The 26,712-nt window shown below is 57.2% G+C and carries 17 protein-coding genes, 1 tRNA gene and 1 pseudogene; 13 read left to right on the top strand and 6 right to left on the bottom strand.

What is annotated here, in order from left to right:
* Positions 1–51 precede the first annotated feature (51 nt).
* Both HX807_RS28660 and ggt read right to left on the bottom strand, forming a co-directional pair.
* The gene (locus tag HX807_RS28660; protein WP_177051838.1) at positions 52–780 is read right to left on the bottom strand and encodes a polyphenol oxidase family protein; all 729 of its coding nucleotides are present in this window, start codon (positions 778–780) and stop codon (positions 52–54) included.
* 23 nt (positions 781–803) lie between these two features.
* Positions 804–2,630, bottom strand: a complete 1,827-nt coding sequence (gene ggt, locus HX807_RS28655) for a gamma-glutamyltransferase (protein WP_177051836.1) — start codon at positions 2,628–2,630, stop codon at positions 804–806.
* 197 nt (positions 2,631–2,827) lie between these two features.
* On the opposite strand from ggt, the gene HX807_RS28650 reads away from it, so the two are divergent.
* From HX807_RS28650 to HX807_RS28635, 4 genes are all read left to right on the top strand, one after another.
* Positions 2,828–3,718: a bifunctional helix-turn-helix transcriptional regulator/GNAT family N-acetyltransferase gene (locus HX807_RS28650; RefSeq protein ID WP_218174127.1), complete on the top strand. Its 891-nt coding sequence runs from the start codon at positions 2,828–2,830 to the stop codon at positions 3,716–3,718.
* A gap of 165 nt (positions 3,719–3,883) precedes the next feature.
* Complete coding sequence (locus tag HX807_RS28645) at positions 3,884–4,924, top strand: DMT family transporter (RefSeq protein ID WP_008437485.1); 1,041 nt, start codon at positions 3,884–3,886, stop codon at positions 4,922–4,924.
* A gap of 339 nt (positions 4,925–5,263) precedes the next feature.
* Positions 5,264–6,346, top strand: coding sequence for a Shedu immune nuclease family protein (locus HX807_RS28640; RefSeq protein WP_177051832.1), 1,083 nt, complete (start codon positions 5,264–5,266; stop codon positions 6,344–6,346).
* A 1,054-nt stretch (positions 6,347–7,400) separates the two neighbouring features.
* Complete coding sequence (locus HX807_RS28635) at positions 7,401–14,753, top strand: CHC2 zinc finger domain-containing protein (protein ID WP_177051830.1); 7,353 nt, start codon at positions 7,401–7,403, stop codon at positions 14,751–14,753.
* A 333-nt stretch (positions 14,754–15,086) separates the two neighbouring features.
* Here HX807_RS28635 and HX807_RS28630 read toward each other — a convergent pair.
* From HX807_RS28630 to HX807_RS28620, 3 genes and pseudogenes are all read right to left on the bottom strand, one after another.
* Positions 15,087–15,248 (bottom strand): annotated as a pseudogene (locus HX807_RS28630) (Arm DNA-binding domain-containing protein); the annotation flags it as partial.
* A gap of 166 nt (positions 15,249–15,414) precedes the next feature.
* Positions 15,415–15,491 (bottom strand) — tRNA-Met (locus HX807_RS28625).
* 269 nt (positions 15,492–15,760) lie between these two features.
* Entirely contained in the window at positions 15,761–16,081 is a 321-nt protein-coding gene (locus HX807_RS28620) for a DUF6124 family protein (protein WP_177039588.1), read from the bottom strand.
* Positions 16,082–16,507: 426 nt separating this feature from the next.
* On the opposite strand from HX807_RS28620, the gene HX807_RS28615 reads away from it, so the two are divergent.
* A complete protein-coding gene (locus tag HX807_RS28615; protein WP_063033153.1) occupies positions 16,508–17,725 on the top strand; it encodes an MFS transporter in 1,218 nt (405 codons plus the stop codon).
* Positions 17,726–17,839: 114 nt separating this feature from the next.
* On the opposite strand, the gene HX807_RS28610 is transcribed toward HX807_RS28615, so the two are convergent.
* A complete protein-coding gene (locus HX807_RS28610; protein WP_003208348.1) occupies positions 17,840–18,385 on the bottom strand; it encodes an RNA polymerase sigma factor in 546 nt (181 codons plus the stop codon).
* 263 nt (positions 18,386–18,648) lie between these two features.
* Between HX807_RS28610 and sctW the strand changes: the two genes are divergently transcribed.
* The 8 genes from sctW to sctR all read left to right on the top strand — a co-directional run bounded on the left by sctW (position 18,649) and on the right by sctR (position 26,706).
* Positions 18,649–19,743 carry a type III secretion system gatekeeper subunit SctW gene (sctW, locus tag HX807_RS28605; protein WP_008430704.1) on the top strand — a complete coding sequence of 365 codons (1,095 nt, stop codon included), beginning with the start codon at positions 18,649–18,651 and terminating at the stop codon, positions 19,741–19,743.
* Positions 19,740–21,836, top strand: a complete 2,097-nt coding sequence (gene sctV, locus HX807_RS28600) for a type III secretion system export apparatus subunit SctV (RefSeq protein WP_177009594.1) — start codon at positions 19,740–19,742, stop codon at positions 21,834–21,836. Before sctW ends, sctV begins: the two co-directional genes overlap by 4 nt.
* Before the next feature lie 85 nt (positions 21,837–21,921).
* Positions 21,922–22,821, top strand: a complete 900-nt coding sequence (locus tag HX807_RS28595) for an FHA domain-containing protein (protein WP_177051828.1) — start codon at positions 21,922–21,924, stop codon at positions 22,819–22,821.
* Positions 22,818–24,176 (top strand): FliI/YscN family ATPase, encoded by a 1,359-nt coding sequence (locus HX807_RS28590; RefSeq protein ID WP_177051826.1) that lies wholly within the window; start codon positions 22,818–22,820, stop codon positions 24,174–24,176. The genes HX807_RS28595 and HX807_RS28590 overlap by 4 nt, the downstream gene beginning before the upstream one ends.
* Complete coding sequence (locus tag HX807_RS28585; protein WP_003208357.1) at positions 24,163–24,591, top strand: YscO family type III secretion system apparatus protein; 429 nt, start codon at positions 24,163–24,165, stop codon at positions 24,589–24,591. The genes HX807_RS28590 and HX807_RS28585 overlap by 14 nt, the downstream gene beginning before the upstream one ends.
* On the top strand, positions 24,588–25,046 hold the full coding sequence (locus HX807_RS31820) for a type III secretion system HrpP C-terminal domain-containing protein (protein ID WP_238544201.1): 459 nt from the start codon (positions 24,588–24,590) through the stop codon (positions 25,044–25,046). Before HX807_RS28585 ends, HX807_RS31820 begins: the two co-directional genes overlap by 4 nt.
* The gene (locus tag HX807_RS28575) at positions 25,043–26,056 is read left to right on the top strand and encodes a FliM/FliN family flagellar motor switch protein (RefSeq protein ID WP_008430697.1); all 1,014 of its coding nucleotides are present in this window, start codon (positions 25,043–25,045) and stop codon (positions 26,054–26,056) included. The genes HX807_RS31820 and HX807_RS28575 overlap by 4 nt, the downstream gene beginning before the upstream one ends.
* On the top strand, positions 26,053–26,706 hold the full coding sequence (gene sctR, locus HX807_RS28570) for a type III secretion system export apparatus subunit SctR (RefSeq protein WP_003208361.1): 654 nt from the start codon (positions 26,053–26,055) through the stop codon (positions 26,704–26,706). Before HX807_RS28575 ends, sctR begins: the two co-directional genes overlap by 4 nt.
* Positions 26,707–26,712 lie beyond the last annotated feature (6 nt).

The following is a 26,712-nucleotide window of genomic DNA, read 5'->3' as shown; positions in this document are numbered from 1 at the left end:
GAATAAAATATTGACTGACACTCCGTCATCGCAGGCAAGCCAGCTCCCACACTAGATTTGCGCAGTCCTGGAAATCCACGAATACAACAACGTCTTGCGCTCCGTACTGTCATGGGTCCTTCGGCGGTAACTCGCAAATGCAGGCGAGGTGCAATACGTACACACCTCGCTCACCTCAACCTGCTCAGGTTTTATCCCTGCCGCCTCCAGCAAGATCAGCGCATACCGGCCCAAATCAAACCACGCACTCAACGCCTGCCTGGGTTCTGGCGGCTGAATTTCCGGTGCCAACAACGGCCCCGGCTGCTCAAACGTCCACGGCGCATTTCCATCCCGCCACAAATGCCCCTGGCTCGCCTGCAACTGCGCCACAAACTCGCCACTCACCTCATAACAACACGGCTTGATCGACGGCCCGATCGCAATCCGCAACTGGTCCAACGCCACTCCCTCGGCGGTAAACCGTTGCATGGCATTGGCGATGATCCCGCCTTGCAGCCCCTTCCAGCCGCCGTGAATCGCCGCGACGAGATCCCCGCTCTCCGAAGCCATCAGCAGCGGCAGGCAATCGGCGGTAATCACCGCAATCGGCTGCACATCCCGGCTGAAAACCCCGTCAGCCTCCACCGTGTTGGGCGTAAGCTCCGGGTGCCATTCAATGGTCGTGGCGCTGTGCACCTGCTTGCAGATGAACACCTCGTCGGGCCGCAATGGATCGTCAATCGTACAAAACCCATGGTCGACGCCAGCCAGGGCGCCGAGGTTATTTGCCTTGTGCACGCGCAGCTCTCCAGTGAGTCAATTCAATCCCCCAACGCTTCGCCTTCACGGCGTGGATCAGCCCCGCCGATCAACGACGCCTTGCCCTGCGCATCGCGCACCCGGACGATCGCCTGGGCGCCGCTGGTCATGTCGATTTCGCTCAGGGCGTGGCCCTTGTCCTTCAGTGCCTGTTTCAGCTGAGCACTGAACAACCCGGCTTCCAGCTCGGTCGCGCCGTTGCGGCTGCCGAAGTTGGGCAGGCCGACGGCCGCTTGCGGGTCGAGGTTCCAGTCGAGCATGGCCACCAGGGATTTGCTCACATATTCGATGATCTGCGAACCGCCCGGCGAACCCACCGTGGCCACCCACTCACCGCTCTGGCGATCAAACACCAGGGTCGGTGCCATCGACGAACGCGGGCGCTTGCCCGGCTCGATCCGGTTGGCCACCGGCTGGCCGTTCTCTTCGGGGATGAAGGAGAAGTCAGTCATCTGGTTATTCAGCAAAAAGCCCTGGACCATTACATGGGAACCGAATGCGGACTCCACCGTGGTGGTCATCGACACCGCGCCACCCACGTCATCCACCGCCACCACTTGCGAGGTGGAAATGCGCAACGGCGAGCGATCCGGCGCGTAGGCCACTTCAATTCCCGCAGGCTTGCCCGGCTTGGCGACGCCCATGCTGCGCTCACCGATCAATGCGGCACGGCCGGCCAGATAGTCCGGCGCGACCAGCCCGGCCACCGGCACCGGCACGTAGTCGGAATCCGCCACGTACTGGGCGCGGTCGGCATAGGCCAGGCGGTCGGCCTCGGCGATCAGGTGCACCGCTTCGGGCACCGGTTCCAGGCCGGCCGGGGAGTCGTTCTTCACCGGCTTCAACAGCCCAAGCGTCATACGCGGGTCGCGGGTTTCCAGGGCCTGCAACGTGCCGAGGATCTGCGCAATGGCGATCCCGCCCGACGACGGCGGCGGCATGCCGCAGACTTTCCAGCGCTTGTAGTCGGTGCACAACGGCGCCCGCTCAACTGCGCTGTAGCCCTTGAGGTCGGTCAGCGTCAGGCTGCCGGCGTTGCTGTTGCCCTGCACCTTGCGGGTGATTTCTTCGGCAATCGGGCCGTAGTACAGCGCGTCCGGCCCTTCCTTGGCGATGCGCTTGAACACGTTGGCCAGCGCCGGGTTTTTCAGCAGCGTACCGGTGGCCTTCGGGCTGCCGTCGGCATTCAGGAAGTACGCGGTCATTTCCGGCGAGCGGCTGATGTGGCGGTCAGCGGCAATCAGGCTGTGCAGGCGCGCAGAGATCGGGAAACCCTCTTCGGCCAGGCGAATGGCCGGCTCAAACAGTTTGGCCCATTGCAGGTGGCCGGTCTTTTTATGGGCCATTTCCAGGGCACGCAACACCCCCGGGGTGGCCACCGAACGCCCGCCAATCTGCGCCTGCGGGAACGACATCGGCGTGCCATCGGCGTTGAGGAACAACCGCTCGGTAGCGCCCGCCGGTGCGGTTTCGCGACCGTCGTAGGCGTGCACCTGCTTGCCGTCCCACAGCATGATGAATGCGCCGCCGCCGATCCCGGAGGACTGCGGCTCCACCAGGGTCAGCACGGCCTGCATGGCAATCGCTGCGTCGATGGCCGAGCCGCCCTTGCGCAATATCTCGCGCCCGGCTTCGGCGGCCAGCGGGTTGGCGGCGGCGGCCATGTGGCGCTCGGCGTGGCGGGGGCTCATGTCGGTGCGATAGCCCGAGCCGAGCTCCGGGGCGGGCGGCAGTTCCGGCGCGGTGGCGCTGTGGCAGGCGGCGAGGGTGAGGGCGGCGGTGATCAGCGAGAGGGTGAAAAGGCGTTGGCGGTGAAAAATCGAAAACACGCGATGACTCCGTTCATTTGAGAATGATCTGTTGTCCGTGGGGAGGGAATGTACCTCAGTGGTTTGCAGGTTGGGAGATTGATCTGTATTTGGTTGCGCGGTACAACTATGTCCTTCGTCATTCGGGCAAGAGGTTTCCCCCCGTGAACCGTTCCAAGCCAGACCTTATCGATCAGATCCGCTGTGCCTCGCGTCTTATGGTGCGAGAGCTGGGCTTCATGCAGCCGAAGTTGGCGGCCAGCAGTTACCCACCGTCATCGGTGCACACGATTGTTGAAATCGGCGAGCGTGGCGCGCTGACAGCGGCTGAACTGGTCATGTTGCTGGGGCTGGAAAAGTCGTCGGTGAGCCGCATGGTGCGCAAGCTGGTCGAGGCGGGCGAGCTGGAAGAGTTTGCCAACGAGGACGATGCCCGTTCGAAAAAGCTGCGGCTCACCACACGAGGCCAGAAGACGTTACGCGACATTGAAACGTTTGCCCGGCGCCAGGTGGGCGAGGCGATTGGCGACTTGTCCAGCGAACAGCAACAGGCCGTCAGCCGCGGGCTCGATCAGTACGCCGCAGCCCTGCAAACCCAACGTACCGGCGCCCGGCAGCCGAGGCACTACCGCATTGCCCATGGCTACCGGCCAGGCATCATCGGGCGTATCGCGCAGATGCACGCCGAGTACTACGCCCAGCATGCGAATTTTGGCCAGCCGTTTGAAAGCCTGGTGGCGGCGGACATGGCCGAGTTGATGGGGCGCATGGCCAACCCGCGCAACCAAGTCTGGGCAGTGCTGGACGCAGAGCAGATCGTCGGTTCGATCGCGATTGATGGCGAGGGCGAAAACGGCGAGGCGATCCTGCGCTGCTTCATCCTCGACCCGTCTGCCCACGGCCAGGGCTTGGGTAAACGGTTGTTGAAAGAGGCGCTGGATTTCTGTGACGGGCACCGGTTCCCGGCGGTGCGGCTGTGGACGTTCAAGGGCCTGGATGTGGCGCGCAAGCTCTATGAAAACGCGGGCTTTGTGCTGGAGTCGGAACAGGAGGGGCAGCAGTGGGGCAAGTCTGTGGTGGAGCAGTGTTTTGTGCGGCAAGGGATTTGACATACAGCGCCCCAGTAAGAGGCGCTCAGTGCTGATGCCGGTAGCGGGGAATGTTATGCGTCACCTTCTTGTGGTTCGCCAGCCAGGCTGGCGTTCACATAATTCTTACCCGGGCACGGCTATGATGCTCGTCCTTATGCAATAAGCCTGACAGGGCGACCCATTATGAATGTGAGCGTTCTCTACGCGTTGGCGGCGGCGGCGTTGTTCGGCGCCAGCACTCCGCTTGCCAAGCTCCTGGGGGTGGATACTCCGCCCATCCTGTTGGCCGGGCTGCTCTATCTGGGCAGCGGCCTGGGCCTGGCCATCGTTCGGTTTGCTCGCGACCACGGCTGGAAACGGCCCGGGCTTGCAGCCGGAGAGTGGCCCTGGTTGGTGGGCGCCATTGTCTTTGGGGGCGTGCTTGCGCCTGTGGCGCTCATGTACGGGCTCACCCGCACAGCGGGCGCCACCGCATCGCTGATGCTCAATCTTGAGTCGGTGCTCACGGCCGTGCTGGCGTGGGTCGTGTTCAAAGAGAACGCAGATCGCCGCATCGTGATCGGCATGATCGCTATTGTTCTGGGTGGGATCGTTTTGTCATGGCCGCAAGGGACAGCGACGGCTCATGATTGGACGGGGCCGTTGGCCGTGGCTTTCGCCTGTTTTTGTTGGGCCATCGACAACAACCTGACCCGTAAGGTCTCTGCCTCGGATGCGCTGTTTATCGCCGGCAGCAAAGGCTTGGCGGCGGGTGTGGTCAATTGCTGTTTGGCGTTGGCCATCGGGTCGCAACTGCCAGCGGTGGCCACGCTCGGGTCAACCATGGTGGTTGGGCTGCTTGGGTATGGCGTGAGTCTGGTGCTGTTTGTGCTCGCTCTGCGCGGGCTTGGCAGTGCGCGCACCGGCGCCTATTTTTCCACGGCTCCCTTCCTGGGCGCGGTCATCTCGATCCTGATCCTGGGCGAGTCAGTTTCGCTGATGTTCTTGCTCGCGGCCGCCTTGATGGCCATCGGGGTGTGGATTCATCTGATGGAACATCATGCGCACGAGCATCAGCACGATCCCCTCATGCACGGTCATCGCCATACACACGATGAGCACCACCAGCATGTGCATAACTTTGCGTGGGACGGTACCGAGCCACATAGTCATGCCCATGAGCACGCACCGATCCAGCACAGTCATGCGCATTTTCCCGATGTGCACCATCGGCATAAACACTGACGTCTGTGGGGCAATAGGGCGGTTTACTTTTCTTCAGGCATAAAAAAACGGCCTACCTTTCGGTAAGCCGTTTTTAGTACTTGGTGGTACACAGTCATTTGAACTGGTTTTGTAATTGGCTGTAATTAAAGAGTTTTTTGATTCCATGTTAAATAAGGCATACAAGTAGGCATACAAGCTGCATGTTTCTGTCTGCTGTCCTCTCGGTATCCCCGCTTGGTAAAGCACCACCAGATGGTCAGTGGAGTAACCCCATTAGTGCGGATATCCTCGTTTACCAGGGCTGTCGTCATCTCAATCCACGTTTCTCATCGACCTGGGAACTAGAAAGGAAGCTAAATGAAAGTTATCGATTTTGTGCACAACTATCCTGATGGATTCGGGGGGTTAGATCGCGGTATGTGCCGGGTGAGATCATTTGTGACAGATGCAGGGACTGTAGTCTTGCTTACCGAGCTGGATCGAAAAAACGACGGCATGTCAGTCAGTAATGCGATCGAGCGGATCATTCCAGACCTTCAAAAGTTGGGCATTGTCTTAGGGGTGGCGATTTATATTGACCACGATGAACGTAAAGATCCCCTTGATGACAGGTTTGAAATTGTGAGCCTGAGCTCCCTACGAGGGGCGCAGTGGAAGTCCATAAGTAGACCAGCAGCATTGGAGCTGTTGGGATGTGAACCCGAAGAGCTTGATGAGCGAAGCGAGCAGAACCACCGGATCATTTATCGAGCGGATCAATTGCGCTATTCACGTGACCCATTCATCGACTCTCCTTGGCAGCAAAGTCAATCGACAATCAAGCGGCGCCTCGAAATAGCAGAGTCCATGGTGTCCAGGGCAGAGATTGAAGAGCTAATTGAAACCGGAGCTGGAGAGCGAGAGATTCAACGTCTTTTGAAACGAGATCTCTCAATTTTTGGTGAGGCCTATGCAAAGCCTGACGATGAGTACATATGCTTTGCAGAGTTTCCAGTCGGTGATGGACAGGTGGACTTCGTTGTGTTTACGGGTCGATCTCGCATGGATGTGATTCTAATAGAGGTGAAGGGTGCGAATTTCAACCTGCTAAATGCTGACCACTACAAGGCGTTCAACCACAAAGTAAACCAAGCAGCAGCTCAGATCAGGGATCGAATTAGCCATATCTACAAAGGCGGCTCGTCTTTTAGGGATCATGTCCATTCTCTTAGGGAGCGAGCGGAGAGTGGGGAGCAGGTCCACAGTGCATTTGTTGGGCCGTACGGTCGGCTTCAGGTTGATCCTCAGAAAGAAATCAACATCCGGACGGTCCTCATAGGTGGGAGGACTGTCGATGACCGGTTGGAGAGCGATAAGAGATACGCTTTTGAACGTGAGATGGTGCCGCCGATTCGAGTTGAGTCATGGGATACCTGGGTGCGCAGGCTCCAGCGACCCTGATTGCAATAGCTTCTCCTCCAGCTTCAGAAAGTCGCTGGGGACCCTGAGGAGTTAACAAGTACACGGGGCATGAAACCCGCGGGATCGTGGTAGCGGCAATCACACCAGCTTACTGAAATTTCAATGTTGAAATTGAAAGGATCTTGAACAAAAAAGGGCATCGTTACCGTATTGGTAACGGTACTCGTAGAAGGCTGAGAGGGTAGGGCATATGCACAGGTGAACTGGAGTTCACCAGATTCACCTGTTCACTAAGCCGGGTGCCCTTCCGCTAACACGGTCCCGCGGGTTTCACGCCCCGTATCTAATCAACCCTGCAGGGGCCCCCTGGGAATCTCAAGCGGGAGAGACATGAGCATGACCCACATCGCTGAAGGTTGAGCCACTTACGGGGCTAGGGGGCTGAAAATTGGTGTTACAGGTGTTACAGGTGTCACGATGTTTATTATTCTATTGATTTATAAGTATTTTTTTTGAGTTACACCTCTGTGCATCGCACCCAGATTGAAGTGTTACAAGCGGTACGGGTGTTACATCGGATGGCATTTTGAGCTGGCCGCTTGCAGTGTTTGCTTATGTTTAAATTAGGGCCGCTTCCCGCCAATAGCTTACGCTGGTGAAATGAGGTGTTGACCCTTAATTTATTTTGAAAGACCGCGATGCTTCCGGTCATTTTTACTCTCGATTTAGTTACTATCCAGAGCATCTCAAGGATTTTAAAGGTCAGGAAATGGATTTCACCGTCTTTATCATGCAGGTCCGGGGTACCTTGGATTGGCTTATGCCTATGATCGCGTTGATCGGCCTGCAAGGACCATGTAGACGAATTCTTGGTGCGTCTGTAGCAAGACAATCAGACCCGCCTTTGCCTTCGACGGCGCATTGCATATCGGATTGTGATTTGACTGGATGCTGCTCCTCAAACGTATTGGCTTTTTTGGGGCAGGACCTTGCTATAAGAGTTTGTGGATAAAAGACTTGTCCTTGACAGGGGGTTGTTATCCTCTGCGATTAGGAAAATTAGCTGAAATGCTTGCGACAGTTCGGAGGTTGCGTGGACGTATATGACATCAATGAAGTCTTGGACAAAGCTCCACTGCACGATGTGGCTCGGTCTCTCGGAATGGTGTTGGAACAGCGGGGCACAACCCTAAAAACTATTTGCCCGTTTCATCAAGACAGCAAACCATCGCTCAATCTCTTCCCTGCCGATGCTCAAGGACCTGCTCACTTCCATTGCTTTGCATGTGACGCGCATGGATTTGCGATTGATCTTGTAAAGCAAGTCCAAGGGGTTGAGTTCCTCCCTGCTGTTCAATGGCTAGCGAAAACATTTGGAATCAAAAGCAAGCGGCAGACTACGACTGGCCGTGCCACTGAAAAGAGTTTGAAAGAACGCGCGCTTATATTCGCTCAGAAAACCTTCGATAAGCATCACGATACCGCGCGCTTCCAAGCGTGGTGCGCTGAACGCTCTTTTGATCCTGAATTTCTTTATCGAGAGGGACTGCGATGTATCACCCACTCTGTATTAGTTTCAGAGTTGGGCGCGATGTCACATGGTGTTCGTCTCGAAATAATTGATGGACTGCTGTCACTTGGCTTTCTGGTACGACTGCGTAAGCAGACTAATTCAAGCCAACTCAAATTGACTATTCCTGATCAATTTCGGGACTACTTCCACGATGGAAGAGTCCTTATTCCGATTCGTAGTGGTCAAGGCGTCACATCGAAGATTGAAGGGTACGCAGGCCGAAGCCTTGATGCAGTGCCAGCTGAGGGGATTGCTAAATACCTCCTCAGCCCGGGTTTGCGCAAGGCAGATCAGTTGTTTAACGCGCATCAAGCACTACCGGCGGTAGCTAAGGAGCTCAAAGCAAGTCAAGCCACCGCGCTCTATTTGGTTGAAGGTTTCCTCGACGCTTTGCGGTTTCAATCTTTGGGATTGCATGCAGTTGCACTAATGGGGACCTCACTTAGCGACCCTCAGTTTGAGCAGCTCAAACAGCTAGCGGAGGATCTTCCCGCAGGGCAAGAGCAAACAGAGTTTGATGTTGTCATCATGATGGATAACGACCGAGCTGGTCTTACTGGAGCAAACCGGCTGGTGCGCCGTCTATTGGGCTGGCGTGGTGCGAGATTACGTTGGGTGGGTTTTGATCAAAATGCCGTAAATAGCTTAGGTAAGGATCCAGATACCTGCCTTCAAAAAGAAGCATCAGGAACATCTGCCAAAGAACTCTTGGATAAGTACATTTTGCCTGCAGTTGCAGTTCTGCTGGTGGCGGAACTCGAACGTACTGATGCGACCGAGCTACAAGTTGAAAGTTGGACAACGATGACTTTTTCCCGGAAGGAACGAGCTTTATTCCGGGTCGCACGAAGTATTCGTCAATTGGCCGGACGTCAGTCCTTACATCAGTTGGAAGCCTGGCTGAATGCTCATTTAAGAGGGCATGCCGGGACATGGTGGCAAGATCTTCATGATCTATTGTTAGATCAAGATATCGCTAGAGAACGTTTTAAGGCATCTGAAGTATTCTTAAACGGTCAGGCCGAACGCCTGCGTCAAGCAAGAGTGCTCGCGTACCACGGTGCGCGGCGTGGCGAGTTGCCCTGCGACGAAGAAGTCTGGCTTACACTGGACGTTAGCGCCAGACTATTTGATCAATTAGCAACTGATCGTTTGTGGCTTCCACGGTGGGAGTCTGCAGGTATATATGATGCAGTACACTTACCACGCAAGCTCAGCGCGGATGCCAAAGTGTTGGATGACCCCCGTCTAAAAGTCATGCCACATCCCGCCGATCTACATTTGCAGCAGGTCCTACTAAACGAACTGTTAACCCAGCGACATGATCAACTTACATCTGCGGGAAAAATGTTTTCTGAGTACGTCCCAGCTGTGCGCTGGTACTCCTCGCAGCAGAGACTTGAGGTCACCGGAAACGAGGATGAGCTCCTAGCTCTCGACGGTGAGGTGCCTGCACTCAGCTTTGGTTACCAGGTAGACATGGATGTTTTAGAAGGTAGGCGACCACCTTCCGATCAGGGAATGTTTAGGCCTTATGGGCAATGTTGGCGGGCGTTTATGGAGTCGCTGCACAAACAGAGTAGTGCTATTGGCAATCGTGTACATGTCTTACGCTTGGATGCGAAGCGGTACTACGATTCTATCCAGCGCTATGTTGTAAGAGATGCATTGCTAAATCCTGTAAAACAGGCGCTTATCGGAAACGGTACGGATTTCTTTTATACGTTGCTTAACAGGCCGCAAACGGAAAGTCCTGAATTAGTTGCTGAGTGCTTTGTGGACAGGTTATGCGATAGCTTATTTGCCTATAGCTACCCGGATCCAGACACTGGCGAAACAAAGTTTAGCCAAGAGTCCATAGGTATTCCGCAGGGCCCTGTTATATCGGCATACATAGGTACCATCGCACTTTTTCCTGTGGACCTGGCCGCGCGTCGTTTCATGCGCAGCCATGTTCGGCAAGGGCCAAATCAGAGCATCATGCCTCGTCTAGGTTATGCCCGTTACGTTGACGACATTGTCTTGCTTTCCGATAGCGAGGAGCTGCTGAGCGAACTGCGCCAAACACTACAGGCATCGGCCTCTAAACTCGACATTACCTTGTTGTTAAAGGGGGACTCTGTTGAATCCGGTACACCAGCAGAGATCATGCAGCAACTTAACGAAGGACGTGGGTTCGCTGCTTCTTTGCCCGCCTGGGAGCCTCCATTTGTTGGAGATGGTGAGTCTGGATGGGGACTCGGCGGCGATTTGCCCCAAATGGATCGCCAATGCGCTTTACGCCTACTTCGCCATCCTGGCTTGATGGATAACCCCTCAAAAATTCACGAAAAGATCAAAGAAGCTATATTGGCTCCAGATTTGAGACCGACTGATCTTGGACTTTGCGCCCGATGGATTTGGTGGGAGGTGGCAACTGGACTCACAGCTCAAAATGCCACCCCACAGAAGATCTGGGACAGATACTGGGATTTGTGGCGTTACGTTTGCGAAGAACATGATTGGGCGACCGAGTTTAACGTCCGAGGTTATGACTGGCTTTATGCAGTTGAGGGACTCGACAAACTTCTTGCCCCGAACCCATGGATGGAGAACGATCAGTCCCAGAGTCAGGTTCCGGGGAATCGTGCGACGCTGGTTGCATTGGCAAGCGTCGTAGGCTCAACGAATTTCTTTGATAACCTGCCACCAAGCTTGGTAAATCATATTCACATCCGTCACCGTTCTCGCCTAGTTACAATGAAGGCTCGAAGGCTGGACCGACCGCAAGAAATGCCGCCTGCCTCATCCCCTCAAGGATCTCGTCAACTCACTCGAATCGAATGGCTTTGTTTTGCTGCGGAGCAGCTTCGCGAACCCCACGCGAATGTTCATCCGATTAACCCGTTGGTACAAAGAAGGCCAGTGGGGCGTAGTGCGTCGCTCGCCCAAAAGATCTGCGATCTATTGCTGCCGGATCAAGGCCAAGATGCATCAGGAGATTTGGACGCGGCCCGAGATCTAGCCCTGGACATGGTTATACGTAACGTACAAAGTATTAGACTTAACGATGTTATAAGGTACTTTGGACACCTTCTGACAATTAACGGCGAAACGGACTCCATTACTATTTTGCCCAGTCTGCCTCTCAGTACTCAGGAAGCATTTTGGGGTTATTCGGGCATTCCTGAAAAGTATTTGCTATATCGATTCTCAAAAGGCATTCCAAAGGAGCAGGTGGTACTTTTTGGCGTGGAGCTTACTGAGGCAGAAGCACCTGTTTCAATGCCAAAAATTCTGGAGCTTAAACCCGCTAAACTAAATGAACTACTCACTCGAAGCACTACTAGCGCCCCCGTACCGTGGAAAACATTCGTAGCTACACAGGCAGGCGGTACGTGTAGAACCCACCTTGCAGCGAATCTGTTTACGTCTCTCCTTGCCCTGCAGAAACAAAGTGAGGACGCAGATGGAAATGTTGCAGTGCCGGTCGTGCAGCACCTCTTTGTGAGCACTGAGCAGGGCGGACGAAAGATACTGCACTTGTTAGCAGACCCTGTCCCTCACGTTGAGCTTGGTGTCAGCGCTTGGCATGGCGACGCAGACGGACGTCTGCGAGTAGTCAATATCCCTCATACCGGCGCAGACTTCTGGCGAGTTGGTTGGGTGGTGGCAGACGCGCTTGGGCTTGCCGTAGATATGGCTGGCGAAGGCGGAGAGCGTGATGAAACACTAGGCGAGACTAGAACCTCTGTTGAGCATTACATTTTACGGCAGCAGCTGCGGAAGCTACAGGGGGTCTACCTTTCAGATTCACAGATTTGGTCGACTGATCAAGACGGTATACCGAACACAGTAAAGCGTGCTTTGGACTTGCTCCTCGCATTCGACTCGGAGTCCTCACCCGAACAACAAACTAGACAGTTATTCGAAATGGAGGCCGAAACTCGCGCCATGGCGCTTAGGCTCCAGCAGTTTGGAATGGGGCTTCGCAATCATCTGCACGAAGTGCCATTACGTGTACTAAATCGACTCCCTCTATGGGCTTTGCAAAACCTCTGTCTAAGCGAGCAAGGCCCCGGGCTGCGTCCAGACTTCGCTCTGATGCTAGCTCTTGCGTCTGCCGTCGATTGTAAAGAGTCTGGCACAGTCGAACCCCTCGCGGGAGCATCGCAAGCATTGCGAAACTCGTTAGTTCTGGCTGCGACAGCCGTTGGACTAAGGGGATGTGTGTCCTCATTGTGGGGGGTATCGCGAGAGAGAGGTGCGCGACGTATGCCTGATAGGCTTCCAATTCCTGCGAACTGGAACCCTCCTGATGCTGTGCACAATGACCCCCAACCTGACTACACAGCGATACGCAAATGGTTGATTGAAGGAGAATGGGCAGCCCTCACAACCGCCAGTCCATGGCATTGGATGTTGGCGTTAATCGGGATACTGGAAGGCACCTGTCCACAGGCTTTCGACCTAATGCCTTTGCGAAAAATCTATTCAATGCTTTCCCTATGGCAAAGCGATCCTTCCAGTGTAGGTGAGCATGCTGTATGGCCGTACGATGGTTTACCTGCAATCTCGACAGAGAGGTGGGTAGAGCTGCTTGAGGCTCTTCCTGTTGCTATGAAAGAGTTGGATGAGCTGTTGGGTATCCACGTTGTTAGCGCCACAGCTGCTCAATATCGTCGCAACCCCAATACTGATGAATTCACAGATGCCTTCAGTGAGGAATGGTCACTCAGCAAGCCACAATATACCGGTATAGGCGCAGCGGATCGGGTGGCGCGTGTTCGCAGTGGCGCTCGCAACCTTAGCGTATGGAGCGAGGTGCGCAGGAAAGCAGATAATGAGCTGCTATCGGTTCATACGCTAGATCGAAAGCTCGGCGACTGGACCGGGATGGCTACTCCTGAAAGGGGTAAGCGTGTGCTGCCCGACGTAACAATCACCGCACCTAAAGCTACGGCTGAAAACGCAACTTTTCCCCGGCCGGCCGCTGAGCAGAAGACAGATCCAACTGGTGATCAATCTCAGCCAACTAGTCGGGTCGATGCAGTCAAAGAACGTTCTGACGTAAATGATTCTAGGAATAGCGAGTCGAGTGAACCTGACTCACAAAATTTTGATATTGAGTTCCGAGCATCCCAAAGGAATTCTTGGAAAAGGCGCGGGGAGGCTAAATCTGACGCACAAATGCGGGTAGCGCTTTTTCAATGGAAGATCGTTGATACTTACTCGCATCCTCTTGCAGAGGCGGGCTTAGTTGGCTTCGACCTGCCCCTCTGGGTCAACGATGAAATCGAAGATCACTGTATTGATGATTTCAAGGATTTGAGCGAGGCTTCTAAGCAAGGGCAGGAGTACAAATGGAAAGAGCAGCGAAGTATTGAGAGCTGGCCAGAACACCGAAGAAGGGCACTACTAAAGAGAGCTCTTGAAGCTTGTACGGACTTGGGTGTTGAGCTCCTCGTTCTCCCAGAAGTATCAGTCCGACCCGATACTATTGAATGGTTAAGAGACAAGGCATTAGCCAATCATAAAAATCTTTGGGTTTTGGCCGGCACTTATAGGCAGTTTGAGCCAAGCAACTCAGATAAACATCTGATGGAGCCGCTCACTCTGTTATGGCACCCGCCGGAGGCTTTGGCACGACAACTCGGGGTGGACGAAGCTAAAACTTTCGAGTTTGTCAGGGGGAAAAAATACCGGGCGGTGGCGGCTAAGGAGTTCTTCCAACCCCAGTGGGACACGCTTAAGCCGCTCTTTTCCAAAGAGCGGCTGTTGCACGAGGTACTCGAAACGGTGGGCTGGGCATCCTTCACTGATAAAACGATGGTGGACCTAAAAGCACTTCTGACTGCCCTTGATGAAAAATCACCGGTAATGCAGTACTGCATGGAGCTAATTTGCTCGGAGCTTTTTTTGATGACCAGCCCCGCCAATATTCGCCCCCTACAGAACGAAATTGCGGCATTACTTCAACGCTTTCCCAATAAGCAAGCCGACAAGGCAAGCGAAATTGTTCTCGAGGACTTCAAGGCGTTAGGAGAGCTCCTCGATGTGGCCCAACTTAAGCGTCCTCGGCGCTCAGTGCTCCTTGTTCCGGCCGCTACGTCTCGGACCAATGACTACTGGCACGCTGGCCAAGCGAGCGTACTGGCGTCTGGTACAGCAACAGTATTCTGCAATGCAGTTTTGGATAGGGCATTTGTGGGAGGGAGCTGCTTCATTGGCATTGATGCCGTGTCGCAAGCGACAAGGCATACGGGGATAGTAAGTGCTTTGACCCCTTATCATGGGTGGCATAAGGGCATTTATTTGGGGCGTGAGTCCGACGCGCTTTCGAAGGCAGACCAAGCATTAGTTGTTGTGGATCTAGACCCTATTCATGTCGTAAGCGGAAAACCACGTCCACAATTGTTGGCCGAACCAATGTCAATGGTGGCTTACCTTCCCGTTGTTGAAATACTAGACCGGGAAAAAAACAGCCACGAATTAGCACGGCTGTTGAGCGAGAAAGTAGATTTAAAATTTCGTGGTCGACTTGGTGAGCTAATGAAGTATGTAAGCCACCGGACCAAAGATTCGAAGAAATTTTACTCTTCCCTCGAACAACTTATTGGGCGGAGGGATAGTCCGAGACTAGAAGGGCAGGAGCTTGAGGATTTCACAAAGTTTTTCTCTGACGATTATGCCGTCCGTGAGCGTTTCATTGCGTGGCAAAACGACCGTCATCAGCAGCCATCGTCATTGTCCAACCCCTTGGGCTTAGAGCCTGCTTGGCTTGATTGTTTAGTCGCGGATTTAACGGCTGGGGGGGACTTAGCTACTGTGACCGTGCCGTCCTGGACCGCCGAAGATGCGGGTCATCCGGGAGAAATGATGCCCGAGAAGTAAGGCAATGCTCGTGTAGTACATCCATGCAAAGCCGCTACTCATTATAAACGCTCTGCATTTGCGCTAGGTGATGGGACGTGACGGGGAGAGTAAACAGCCCGCGATGGCGGGCTGATTTGAGGTTACGCGGCGAGTAGTTCCTCCAGGGAAATGTTGCGGGCCATTGCTGCCAATTCGGCACGATCAAGTCTGGAATGGAAGGGCCCGAAGCGAGGTACATCAAGCCGAGACAATACATCGCCCATCCCGCCTCTTTGGTAGCTGACGGCAACTATGCGCGCGCCCAAATCCATCAGTCGCTCAGTTGCGGCATTCCATTCCTCGTCCAGTGCAGTCCGGCTTCTTGTAGCGTAATTCCCAGGACTTTTGGCCGTTTGGCTTGACCCTGAAGTACAGCCCTGGGCTGTCTAGTTCGCGGTATGTCCCGGCCTCTGGCTCCAGGCTGGAAAGTGTCGTGTCAGCGAGAGGGCGTCGCTTGATATCTGTGCGTTTCATCCTTGTATGCCTTCAGTTCAATTATTTATGAAGCATACACGTGGGCATACACGGAGGGGAAGGATAGGGATAGATAGAGGTGGACAAACAGAAACAAGAAAGCCCGCACTAGGCGGGCTTCTTGAGGTGATTCATAGACTGCTGTAGACATCTATGGATCGGTACTTGGTGGCTACACAGGGACTTGAACCCCGGACCCCAGCATTATGAATGCTATGCTCTAACCAACTGAGCTATGTAGCCAAGTGGCGCGCATTATTCGCGGAGAACGGGAATGCGTCAAGCGCTTTTTTTGAAAATTTATCTACGCTATCAACTGTTTAACGGGAAACACCGGGTTTGGTGACGAGCGGTTGGGGTTTGCGCAGGTCCCAAGGCAGCGAAGATCAAAAGGTGGGAGCGGGCTTGCTCGCGAATGCGGTGTGTCAGTCAGCAGAGGTATTGGCTGGTCCACCGCCTTCGCGAGCAAGCCCGCTCCCACATTTGATCTGCGGTGTTCTGGCGTTCGCGCGTCAGGTTTTGCGCGGGTGCAGGCACTCTATCGAGCGGTCGACCATGGCCTTGGCGATTTCCAGCAGGTGCCATACGGCGAGGACTTTCGCACGCTCGGGACTTTGCAGTTGTTCGCCACAGTCGAGCGCAGTCGCCGAGGCGCTGTGCAGCAGGTCGGCGGTGTAGAGCAGGGAGTCTTCGAAGCTGATGTCGTCGCTGATGGCGTAGAAGCTGGTCGAGGGTTGCGGCGGGTCGGTCGGCAGGTAGTGGTCGAGCGCTCGGGTGAAGGCGGCGCGGTCTTTGGCCTGGTCACGGGGTGGATCGGGGACGATCTTGAACATGGTGTAGCTCCTATTGACCTGAAGAAGCTGCCACCTTCGCTGCTAAACGTAGGGTGGCGGCTGTACGCGGGTTAGCAGACCAGTCAATAGGAAAACCGGCGCACCCGAAGGTGCCCCACGCACAGCCACCATAAAACGTGACCGTAGAACGTGTGCCTATTGAGTTCAGGCTGCTAAACCCGATCACTGAAAACCAGCGACGGACCGAAGACTAGCCACCGACTCCCCCAGGCACAAGGCCGAAAGATTCTCTAGGAAACGTCCCGCAAATTAAAGGGATTCATCTTGCTGGCCCTTTACAAACCATGACCGCTGCATCGATTCATCTACTCGTTAGCCTGCTAACGGGATAGCCTTCCTGCACCCAAAAGTGGCACATTGTCGCACCTGCACCTGTGCATCCATCTGCTGTACGGAAAACCTCCCATGGCTCTGAGCAATTCCCAGCCCTCCGTGGCTACGGCGCCTGCCGCCGGGCAAACCAGCCCGTTGGTGATGCGTGTAATCGGCGCGGTGGCGCTGGCGCATTTGATCAATGACTTGATCCAGTCGGTACTGCCCTCGATCTACCCGATGCTCAAGGCCAATTACGGCCTGACGTTCACCCAGGTCGGCCTGATCACCCTCACGTTCCAGCTCACCGCGTCCCTGCTGCAACCGTGGGTGGGTTATTACACCGACCGCCATCCCAAGCCGTACCTGTTGCCCTGCGGAATGATCTGCACGCTGGTGGGCATCTTGATGATGTCCCAGGTGGGCAGCTTCCCCCTGATCCTGCTGGCGGCGGGGTTGATCGGCATCGGCTCGTCGACCTTCCACCCGGAAGCGTCCCGCGTGGCGCGCCTGGCCTCGGGCGGGCGTTATGGTTTGGCGCAGTCGACGTTCCAGGTGGGCGGTAATGCCGGCTCGGCCTTCGGCCCGTTGCTGGCGGCGGCGATCATCATTCCGTTCGGCCAGGGCAATGTGGCCTGGTTCGGCCTGTTCGCGGTGTTTGCGTTGTTTGTGCTGTATGCGATCAGCCGCTGGTACGCCCACCACTTGAACCTGTTCAAGCTCAAACAAGGCCAGGCGGCCACTCACGGCCTGTCCAAGGGCCGGGTGCTGAGCGCGCTGGTGGTGCTGGGGCTGCTGGTGTTTTCCAAGTACTTCTACATGGCCAGTTTCACCAGTTACTTCACCTTCTACCTGATCGAGAAGTTCGACCTGTCTGTGGCCAGTTCCCAGCTGCATCTGTTCCTGTTCCTCGGCGCGGTGGCGGCGGGTACGTTCTTTGGCGGGCCGATTGGCGACAAGATCGGCCGTAAGGCGGTGATCTGGTTTTCGATCCTCGGCGTGGCGCCGTTCACCCTGATTCTGCCCCATGTGGACCTGTTCTGGACCAGCATCCTGAGCGTGGTGATCGGCTTTATCCTGGCTTCGGCGTTCTCGGCGATTGTGGTGTACGCGCAAGAGTTGGTGCCAGGCAATGTGGGGATGATCGCCGGGGTGTTCTTCGGTTTGATGTTCGGTTTTGGCGGGATCGGTGCGGCGCTGCTGGGGCACCTGGCAGACATCCACGGCATCGAGTACGTGTACACGCTGTGCTCGTTCCTGCCGCTGTTCGGGGTGTTGGCGATTCTGTTGCCGCGTACCAAAAAGGCCTGATACCAGGTCAATCGAGTCGGGCAGATATCCCTGCTGCCCAACGCTTGCGTCAAACGGGTAAATCAACTGCTCCTGCAAAGGGTGTCGGCGTTGCGCCGGTGCCCTGATTTACGCCTACAGCGGGTTGTAGGTGGCCCGCTTCAGGTGTTCGCGCGCCCGGGACAAACGTGAGCGCACGGTGCCAATGGGGATGTCCATGGCGTCGGCGGTGTCCTGGTAGCTGCCGTCGGTCTCCAGTGAGGCGTACAGCGTTTTACGCATTTCCAGCGGCAAATCCGTGATCGCCCGCAGGGTTCTTTCGAGCTTGCGGTTGACCTCGAACTGCCAGTCCAGGTTGTTGTTGTCTTCCTGCCCATGCCACAGCGCCTCATCGAACTCGCAATGCACCGGCTTGGCATACATGCGCCGAAAGTGATTGCGGATCAGGTTCTGGGCAATCCCGCACATCCACGTGCTGACGGTGGCCTGGCCGCTGAAGCGGTCTCGGCTGCGCCAGGCCTCCAGGTACGTCAGTTGCAGAATATCGTCTGCATCTTCCGGGTTGAGTACGCGTTTATGAATGAAGCGCCGGAGTTTCTTGTGGTGGTCTTCCGACAGGTTCTGGATGGAGCGGTGCGGGTCAGGTGTAAGGTGAACTAAAACATCGATAGGGATATCCATGATTTTTTCCTCAGGGTAGACACGGTCGAAATGATTTCGACGGGAACCCTCTTAGCACTGCCTGTGCCAAGGAAAAAAAATTCATAAGCAATTGATTTATATAAATAAATATCTTGTTTCCAGGCTTTTTTGTGCAAGGTTTTGCACAAGTGGCTGCGGGCGCGTGCCGATCTTTTCACATGCCCGGTATCGTCGATAAACATGGAACCGTAACGGGATTGCCAGCCACACAAGGAAACGAAACTTCCTGTCCAGGCATCTCCATGAAACTTGATCCTTCTATTGATGTGCAAAAAAACCAGAGCCTGGATCAGCCTGTTCCAGCGAGTATTGATAACCCGCCAGTTCGCCAGGCACCCGCCGGGACGGCGGTCGACAATTTCGAGGCGCTGTTCGGCCTGGAGGTTGAACTCAACAGCAAGGCCTTGAGCCGGCGTATGTTGGGGCTGGGCGTGACGCCTGTGGCGCAGTTGACACAACTCTATGAGCAACTGGGCCATCCCGCTCAGGCAACACTGGCGACCATTGCGCGCTCCATCAGGGTTCAACTGTTGCTCAAGCCCAGCCTCGAGAAGTTGCTGGAGCTGACAGGAAACGACCCGGCCCGTACGTTTGTCGTACTCAAGCAGGTGGCTGCGCAGGCACAAGCTGAAGCGCGTACCTCCGAGGCGGCGCTGGCCAGCGATGCCCTGGCGCGGCTGGAGGTCCGCTTCAAGCCGCAGATCCAGGCCGGCTTGAACATCGCGCAGGCCTTGCAGGCAAGCAGTGACGACCCGAGTTTGCGGCAGGCGGTACGCAGTGTGTATTACGCCAGCGTGGTCGCCCGGCAATCGCTCGCCAGCATGATGCAGGCGCTGTTGGGGTTGTTCGGTGGCGATGAGTTTGGCCGCGGGTTGAAATTGATGCGTCGGGCCCTGGCAGACGACATTGCGGCGTATTGCCCTTCGCTCCCCACCGCCCAGCTGCGCACCTTGCTGTTGGGGTTGAGCAGTTGTGGTCAACTGGGCAGTGTGCTGGCCAGCTGCCGTGACTTGATCGATCGGCTGGCCGTATTGCACCCCGAAATTGATCGGGACACCGTAGCGCTGCTGCAGCGCATTCTCGGTTACGCGGGCACGGGCATCGCGTCTGCCGAAGTCCAGCGCCTGGCCTGCGAGTTGGGTGGGCCGGCATCATCCGTCCAGATTGTTTCGCTCAATGCCCTTTACCCCGTGCTCGGGAGCCTGCCCCTGGCGTTGTGGCGCGACAGCAAGGGCCGCCAGGAAGCGTTGCACAATTTCATGGTGGTAATGGATGAGTACGCTCGCATCGAACGAGGCTCCCGGCATGTCGGCGCGCTGCCGATAAACCACTCATGAGTGCGCTGCGGGCAGTCAACGCGATACTGCTCAAGGTTGCACAACGCGCCGAGGTGCTGGGTGCGGTCGTGATCCTGGGCATTGTGTTCATCTTTATCGTGCCGTTGCCGACCTGGCTGGTGGATATCCTGATTGCCGTCAACATTTGCATTTCGTGCCTGTTGATCGTGCTGGCGCTTTACCTGCCCGGGCCGCTTGCGTTTTCCTCGTTTCCGTCGATCCTGCTGTTGACCACCATGTTCCGCCTGGCGTTGTCGATTGCGACCACGCGCCTGATCCTGCTGGAGCAGGACGCCGGTGACATTGTGGAGGCCTTCGGCAACTTCGTGGTGGGGGGCAACCTGGCGGTGGGGTTGGTGATCTTCATGATCCTGACCATCGTCAACTTCCTGGTGATCACCAAGGGTTCGGAGCGTGTCGCCGAAGTGGCGGCGCGCTTCAGCCTGGATGCCATGCCCGGCAAGCAGATGTCCATCGACAGCGACTTGCGTGCCGGCCTGATCGATGGTGGACAGGCGCGCGACAAACGCGAGCAGTTGTCCCGTGAGAGCCAGCTGTTCGGGGCGATGGACGGGGCCATGAAGTTCGTCAAGGGCGATGCCGTGGCCGGGCTGATTATCGTGGTGATCAACTTGCTGGGCGGGTTCAGCACCGGCATGTTCCAGCATGGCATGAGCGCCGCCGACTCCATGGCGCTGTATTCGGTACTGACGATTGGCGATGGCCTGATTGCGCAGATTCCCGCACTGCTGATCTCCCTGACCGCCGGCATGATCATTACCCGTGTGGCACCGGCCGGGGCGAATAAAGGGGCCAATAACATGGGCGCCGAAATCGCCCGGCAAATGACCAGTGAGCCCAAGAGCTGGATCATTGCTTCGATCGGCATGCTGGCTTTTGCAGCGCTTCCGGGCATGCCGACGGTGGTCTTTATCCTCATTTCGCTGATGACGGGCTCGCTGGGTTATTACCTCATGCGTCAGCGTCAAAAGCAGGACGCGCCCGCAGATGCGGCGGCTGACGCCGTCCCGGCGGAGATAAACGGTGACGAAGACCTGCGCGCCTTTGATCCATCCCGGCCTTACTTGCTGCAGTTTTCATCGGGCCTGCAGGGCTCTGACCGAACAGCGCAAGTGGTTCATGGCATTCGCCAGGCCCGAAACCGCCTGGTTGCCCATATCGGCCTGACACTGCCGCCGTTTAACGTCGAGTTTATTCCCGCCTTATCCGACGATGAGTTTCGCTTTTGCGTGCACGAAGTCCCTGTGATCAAAGCTACCTTCGGTGATCGGGTCGCGGTGGAATCGGCGGCGCTGGGCGTCGAGCCACAAGCAGGTACCCAGGGTCTGGCGGAGCGAGACGAGCAAGACTGGTTATGGTTGGCGCCCGATGATCCGCTGCTCGACGATGCACAGCTTGAACGCCATACCGCCCATGACTTGATCATCGAGCGCATGACACGCGCGATGCTGCTCAGCGGGCCGCAGTTTCTCGGTATCCAGGAGTGCAAGTCGATTCTCAGCTGGCTCGAGTTCAACCAGCCGGAGCTGGTTCAGGAGCTGCAGCGGATCATGCCGCTTTCGCGCTTCTCTGCCGTGTTGCAGCGCCTGGCCAGCGAGGGCGTTCCGCTGCGGGCGGTGCGGTTGATTGTCGAGTCGTTGATCGAGTACGGCCAGCATGAGCGTGAAGCGGATGCCCTGGCCGACTATGCGCGAATCGCCCTCAAGTCGCAGATTCTGCACCAGTACAGCGAAGCTGATGGCCTGCACGCCTGGTTGTTGTCACCGCATACCGAGAATGTCCTGCGCGAGGCGCTGCGCCAGACCCAGACCGGGGTGTTCTTTTCCCTCGACAACGACAGCAGTGCGACGCTGGTGAGCTTGCTCAAGCAAGCCTTTACCGTGCGGGCCAAGAGCAAAAGTGTGCTGCTGGTTGCGCAAGACTTGCGCAGCCCCCTGCGGACATTGCTTGTGGAAGAGTTCAACCATGTGCCGGTGTTGTCGTTTGCCGAGTTGGGCAGTTCGTCGAAGGTCAAGGTGCTGGGGCGGTTTGACCTGAGTCATGACGATCTGCTGCGTGGGGCCGTGGCATGAGTACTGTTTTGGCGATTGCGCATTGCCTTGAAACGGACGGTGCTGCGTGGGGCCGGTTGGTCCGTGCGGCCATGAGGGCCTGACAATGTTTGAGCTACGAGTACTCGATGGTATGCACCAGGGGGCGGCGCTGCCGTTGTTCGGCGAGCAGTGGAGCATTGGTGCGCACCCTGACGCTGACCTGGCGCTATACGACCCGGGCATTGCCGAGCGTCATGTGCGATTGCAGTGTGTTGACCAGCGCTGGTCGGTGCAGGCCGAGGGAGGGGTGATGCAGGATGCCGCCGGCCTGATCCTGGCGCAGATTGCCGACCTGGCACTCAACACGACATTTTCGATTGGCAACGTTCGGCTCTGCGTCACCCGCGCCGACCAGCCCTGGCCCCAGCCGACGGTGACTGCCGAACAGGCGCCCACGCCTGCGGCCGAGCCCCTCGTGCCGCTGAAGCTTTCTTCAATTTCGAGCACGCAGCAGAAACGCTTGATCAGCCTGGTCGTCGTCGTTGCGGTCATCATAGCCGCGCTGGGCATGACCACTAGCGGTGACCGCGAAGCCCAGGCGTCGTTGATGTCACCGGTGATCCGCAAGAACGAGCTGGCCTCACCTTTCGAGGTGCGCCAGCAGTTGCTCAGGATGCTCAGCGAGCGCGAATTGATCAACCGTATAAGCATCCAGTTGGTCAATGACCAGGTGCTGCTCGACGGCGATGTACTCCAGGAAGACATGGAGTTGGTATCGCGCATGCTCAGCCGGTTTGGCGAACAGTTCGATACCGCGGTGCCGGTGATGAGCCGGGTCAGGACTCGCGACGGAACGTTCCCTTTCAAGATTTTGCAGATTGTCGGCGGCCCCAACGGTCACGTGGTTCTGGAGCAGGGGAACCGACTGTTTGTGGGGGATGAAGTGGACGGCTTGCGACTGGTGCTGATCGATAACACCAAAGTGGTGTTCGACGGTAAGCAACGCTTCGAGGTGCGCTGGTGAGCCGTGACCTGCAAGCCCGTCTTGAGGCCTGGGAGCAACGTCAGTCGAGTGCGCTGGTCAGCTTCGCGCCGGTGTCGGTGCGCGGTCGTATCCAGCGGGTGAACGGCATGTTGTTGCAATGCCGGCTGCCCCAGGCGCGCATCGGTGATTTGTGCCAGGTCGAAAAGTCCATCGGTGAATACATGCTGGCGGAGATCATCGGTTTCGACCAGCAGGATGCAGTGCTCAGTGCGTTGGGCAATCTTGAAGGCGTGCGCGTGGGTGCCAGTGTGCAACGCCTGGGGGTGCCACACCGGGTACGGGTCGGCGACGATTTGCTCGGCCAGGTGCTCGATGGGTTTGGCCGGCCGATTGCGGGCGATGGCCCCAGCGCCTTTGTGGAGGCCGACATCGCAGAGGCGAGCACGGTGTTGTGCGAGGCGCCGTTGCCTACCGAACGCCCGAGGATCAGCCGGGCGTTGTCCACCGGCGTACGCTCGATCGATGGATTGGTCACGCTGGGAGAAGGCCAGCGCGTCGGCCTGTTCGCCGGCGCGGGCTGCGGCAAGACCACCTTGTTGGCCGAGATCGCCCGAAACGTCGAGTGCGATGTGATCGTGTTCGGGTTGATTGGTGAGCGCGGACGCGAGCTGCGGGAATTTCTCGACCATGAGCTGGATGATCAACTGCGCGCCAAGGCGGTGCTGGTGTGTGCCACCTCCGACCGCTCAAGCATGGAACGCGCCCGCGCGGCGTTCACTGCGACAGCGCTGGCCGAAGGGTTCCGGCGCAAGGGCCAGCGGGTACTGCTGCTGATTGACTCCCTGACCCGATTTGCCCGGGCCCAGCGTGAAATCGGCCTGGCCGCGGGCGAGCCCCTGGGCCGCGGCGGCTTGCCACCGTCGGTATACAGCCTGATGCCGCGCCTGGTGGAGCGGGCCGGGCTGACCCGTGACGGAGTGATTACCGCCATCTACACCGTGCTGATCGAGCAGGACTCGATGAACGATCCGGTAGCGGATGAAGTGCGCTCCCTGCTCGACGGCCACATCGTGTTGTCACGCAAGCTGGCCGAGCGTGGCCACTACCCGGCGGTGGATGTGCTGGGCAGCCTTTCGCGGATCTTGAGCAACGTCGCCACGCCCGAGCATATAAGAGCGGGCACCGCCTTGCGCCGCTTGTTGTCGGCGTACCAGCAGATCGAACTGATGCTCAAGTTGGGCGAGTACCAACCCGGCAGTGATGCCCTGACCGACCTGGCGGTGGACAGCCGCCAGGCCGTCGATGGCTTTCTGCGCCAGGACCTGCGTGAGCCGGCCGCGATGGCGATGACGCTGGACCAATTGATGGAGTTGACCACCGATGTCCCTTTCTGAAATCGATACCTTGCGGCGTTTGCGCAAGCACCGGGCTGACCGGGCGGAGCGCGCGCTGCGTGCCGCCAAAAGGCAACAGCAAGCGCTGCTGTTGCAGATCCGGCAGGCGGCGGATGCCCTTGAACAGACCCGGCTAGACGAAGCCCGGAAAACCGCTGAGTTGCTGAGCAAGCATCAAGGGCAAGTGATCTCGTTCCAGGACATCAAGTCCTGGAATGCCCAGGAGCGCACGTTGTCCGCCGACACCCGCCGCGAAGAAGGGCAGTTACATGAGCTGCACGGCCAGCGCGATGAGCAGTTGATCCACATCGACAGCGCGCAGAAGCAGGTTACCCAGTGCTTGCGCGAGGTTGAAAAACTCCAGGAACTGTCCCTTTTGTTGGGGCAGGAAGAAGCCGTGCAGGAAGAAACATGACGCAAGTTCCAGTGAACAGTCCTGAGCGCCCGCGTCCGGGCGAGCCTCGGGATGAACGTGAACCCGGCCCGGGGGCGATAGTGCCATGGGAGCACGGACGGTTATTTGCCCAGCTGTTTGGCAACGATGATGAAGGGGGCGGTTTCGGTTCCGCCCTACCGGGAACCCCTGCATCAAGTCATGCCGCGATGATCGCGGCCATGACCGAGCAGTTGGTACCGCGGATTCACGCCGCTGTTCAGTGGCCTTTGCACGCTGTGCTTTACCTGCCGAGCCTGGGGCGGATCAACGCCAGCGTGCGCCGCGAGCAAGGTACCTGGAACGTTGAGCTGGAGGCGCAGGAAGAGCGCACCGCGCGCTGGCTGCCTGGGGTGCGCCAGCACCTTGAGGACGGGCTGGCCGGCGCGTTGGCGCAGCCTGTCACCGTACACCTGGCACATGTGGACCCGGCATGATCATGCCGTTTTTAACCTTGCCGGTGGTCAGCGGCGCCAATGTCGCGGCGCGGCGCAGGCTGGGGCGCGGCTTGCGCATGGCGTTTCAGGTCGCGGGGCAGAACGGTGAACTGTTGATGGAACCGGGCCGTGCCCCCGCAGGCGTCAAGCCGCTGTTTTTCGAGAGCGCCTGCGGGGTGCTGGCTTTCGCCGAACCAGGGCCGCTGTTCAGCCTGCTGGGGGAGTGCCCGGTGACGCTGGCGGAGGCCGACAACGATCCAGACTCGTGGTTCTGGGAACTGTTCCAGCACCACCTGAGCCCGCAGGTGCGGGGACTGTTTGGCTTCCTGCGGTTGCTGCCGGCGCCCAGGAAATTGAACTTCGGTTGTCGCTTCACGGTGACGCTGGGGAAGTCCAGGGTCGTGGGTTACCTGTGGCTGACTCCTGAGCGCTTGCTGGCACTGTGCGAGGCCGGTCCGTGGCAGTCGATAGCGGGGCCATTGCCGGCGTCGTTCCAGTTGGCAGTGGCGATGACCCTGGGCCGCCTGAAGCTATCCATCACGCAATTGAGCGGTGTCCGTGCCGGTGACGTGGTGATGCTTGAGCAACCCTTTTTCGATGTGCAGGGCAATGGTCACCTGTATGTCGGCAAGCACCGGCTGCAAGGGTGCATTGATGATGAATCCGGGCCGTTGTGCCTGACGCTTGTTTCGATCGAGGAAACGTCCGTGGACGAGGATTTTGCAACATCGCAGTACCCGGGGGATGAGCTGGATGAACCGGTAGTGGATGTCTTTGGCCACGAGCCTTTCGATGAGTTGAACATGGCCCTGACGGTACGTTGTGGCACCCTGAACCTGACCCTGGGCGAACTGCGCAATCTCGCCCCCGGTGCGGTGTTGGGCATTGCCGGGTACGCGCCGGGCATGGCCGGGCTTTATTACGGCGACAGGCCGATAGGGCAAGGGCAGTTGGTGGAAGTAGATGGGCGCCTTGGTTTGCAGTTGTCCCGCGTGATTTTTTCGCGATGACATTTCAGGGGGTCGACCCTCTTGTCCTGGCGCTGTTTTTAGGTTCGTTGTCGCTGATGCCAATGCTGCTGATCATCTGCACATCGTTCTTGAAGATCGTGATTGTGCTGATGATCACCCGTAACGCCATCGGCGTGCAGCAGGTACCGCCGAGCATGGCCATCAACGGAATAGCGCTGGCTGCGACACTGTTCATCATGGCGCCCGTGGGGTACCAGATTGCCGAGAACGTCAAGGCCTCGCCCGTGGACACGAGTAGCGTGCAAAGCCTTCTGGAAACCGGGCAGGCGGCCATACAGCCGTTGCGCGCGTTCATGCTGCGCAACACCGATGCAGATGTGTTGACTCACCTGCTGGAAAACAGTGCGCGCATGTGGCCGCCTGAAATGGCGCAGAGCACCCAGCGCGAAGACTTGATCCTGCTGGTCCCGGCCTTCGTGCTGTCGCAACTGCAGGCGGGGTTCGAGATCGGCTTTCTGATCTACATCCCGTTCATCGTCATCGATTTGATTGTGTCCAACCTGCTGTTGGCCCTCGGTATGCAGATGGTCTCGCCCATGACCATTTCGCTGCCGCTCAAACTGCTGTTGTTCGTCATGGTTTCCGGGTGGTCGCGGCTGCTCGACAGCCTGTTCCTTTCTTACCTCTGAGTGCCC

Origin of the sequence: Pseudomonas sp. D8002 (assembly GCF_013385695.1) — a bacterium.
In the GTDB taxonomy this organism is placed as follows: Bacteria; Pseudomonadota; Gammaproteobacteria; order Pseudomonadales; family Pseudomonadaceae; genus Aquipseudomonas.
This window is presented reverse-complemented; position numbering and strand designations above follow the sequence as displayed.

What these genes read in the sequence shown, in the direction of transcription:
- HX807_RS28650 (WP_218174127.1), top strand. Translation starts at nt 2,828, where the DNA reads ATGGTGCGAGAGCTGGGCTTCATGCAGCCGAAGTTGGCGGCCAGCAGT.
- HX807_RS28645 (WP_008437485.1), top strand. Translation starts at nt 3,884, where the DNA reads ATGAATGTGAGCGTTCTCTACGCGTTGGCGGCGGCGGCGTTGTTCGGC.
- HX807_RS28640 (WP_177051832.1), top strand. Translation starts at nt 5,264, where the DNA reads ATGAAAGTTATCGATTTTGTGCACAACTATCCTGATGGATTCGGGGGG.
- HX807_RS28620 (WP_177039588.1), bottom strand. Translation starts at nt 16,081, where the DNA reads ATGTTCAAGATCGTCCCCGATCCACCCCGTGACCAGGCCAAAGACCGC.
- HX807_RS28615 (WP_063033153.1), top strand. Translation starts at nt 16,508, where the DNA reads ATGGCTCTGAGCAATTCCCAGCCCTCCGTGGCTACGGCGCCTGCCGCC.
- HX807_RS28610 (WP_003208348.1), bottom strand. Translation starts at nt 18,385, where the DNA reads ATGGATATCCCTATCGATGTTTTAGTTCACCTTACACCTGACCCGCAC.
- sctW (WP_008430704.1), top strand. Translation starts at nt 18,649, where the DNA reads ATGAAACTTGATCCTTCTATTGATGTGCAAAAAAACCAGAGCCTGGAT.
- sctV (WP_177009594.1), top strand. Translation starts at nt 19,740, where the DNA reads ATGAGTGCGCTGCGGGCAGTCAACGCGATACTGCTCAAGGTTGCACAA.
- HX807_RS28595 (WP_177051828.1), top strand. Translation starts at nt 21,922, where the DNA reads ATGTTTGAGCTACGAGTACTCGATGGTATGCACCAGGGGGCGGCGCTG.
- HX807_RS28585 (WP_003208357.1), top strand. Translation starts at nt 24,163, where the DNA reads ATGTCCCTTTCTGAAATCGATACCTTGCGGCGTTTGCGCAAGCACCGG.
- HX807_RS31820 (WP_238544201.1), top strand. Translation starts at nt 24,588, where the DNA reads ATGACGCAAGTTCCAGTGAACAGTCCTGAGCGCCCGCGTCCGGGCGAG.
- HX807_RS28575 (WP_008430697.1), top strand. Translation starts at nt 25,043, where the DNA reads ATGATCATGCCGTTTTTAACCTTGCCGGTGGTCAGCGGCGCCAATGTC.
- sctR (WP_003208361.1), top strand. Translation starts at nt 26,053, where the DNA reads ATGACATTTCAGGGGGTCGACCCTCTTGTCCTGGCGCTGTTTTTAGGT.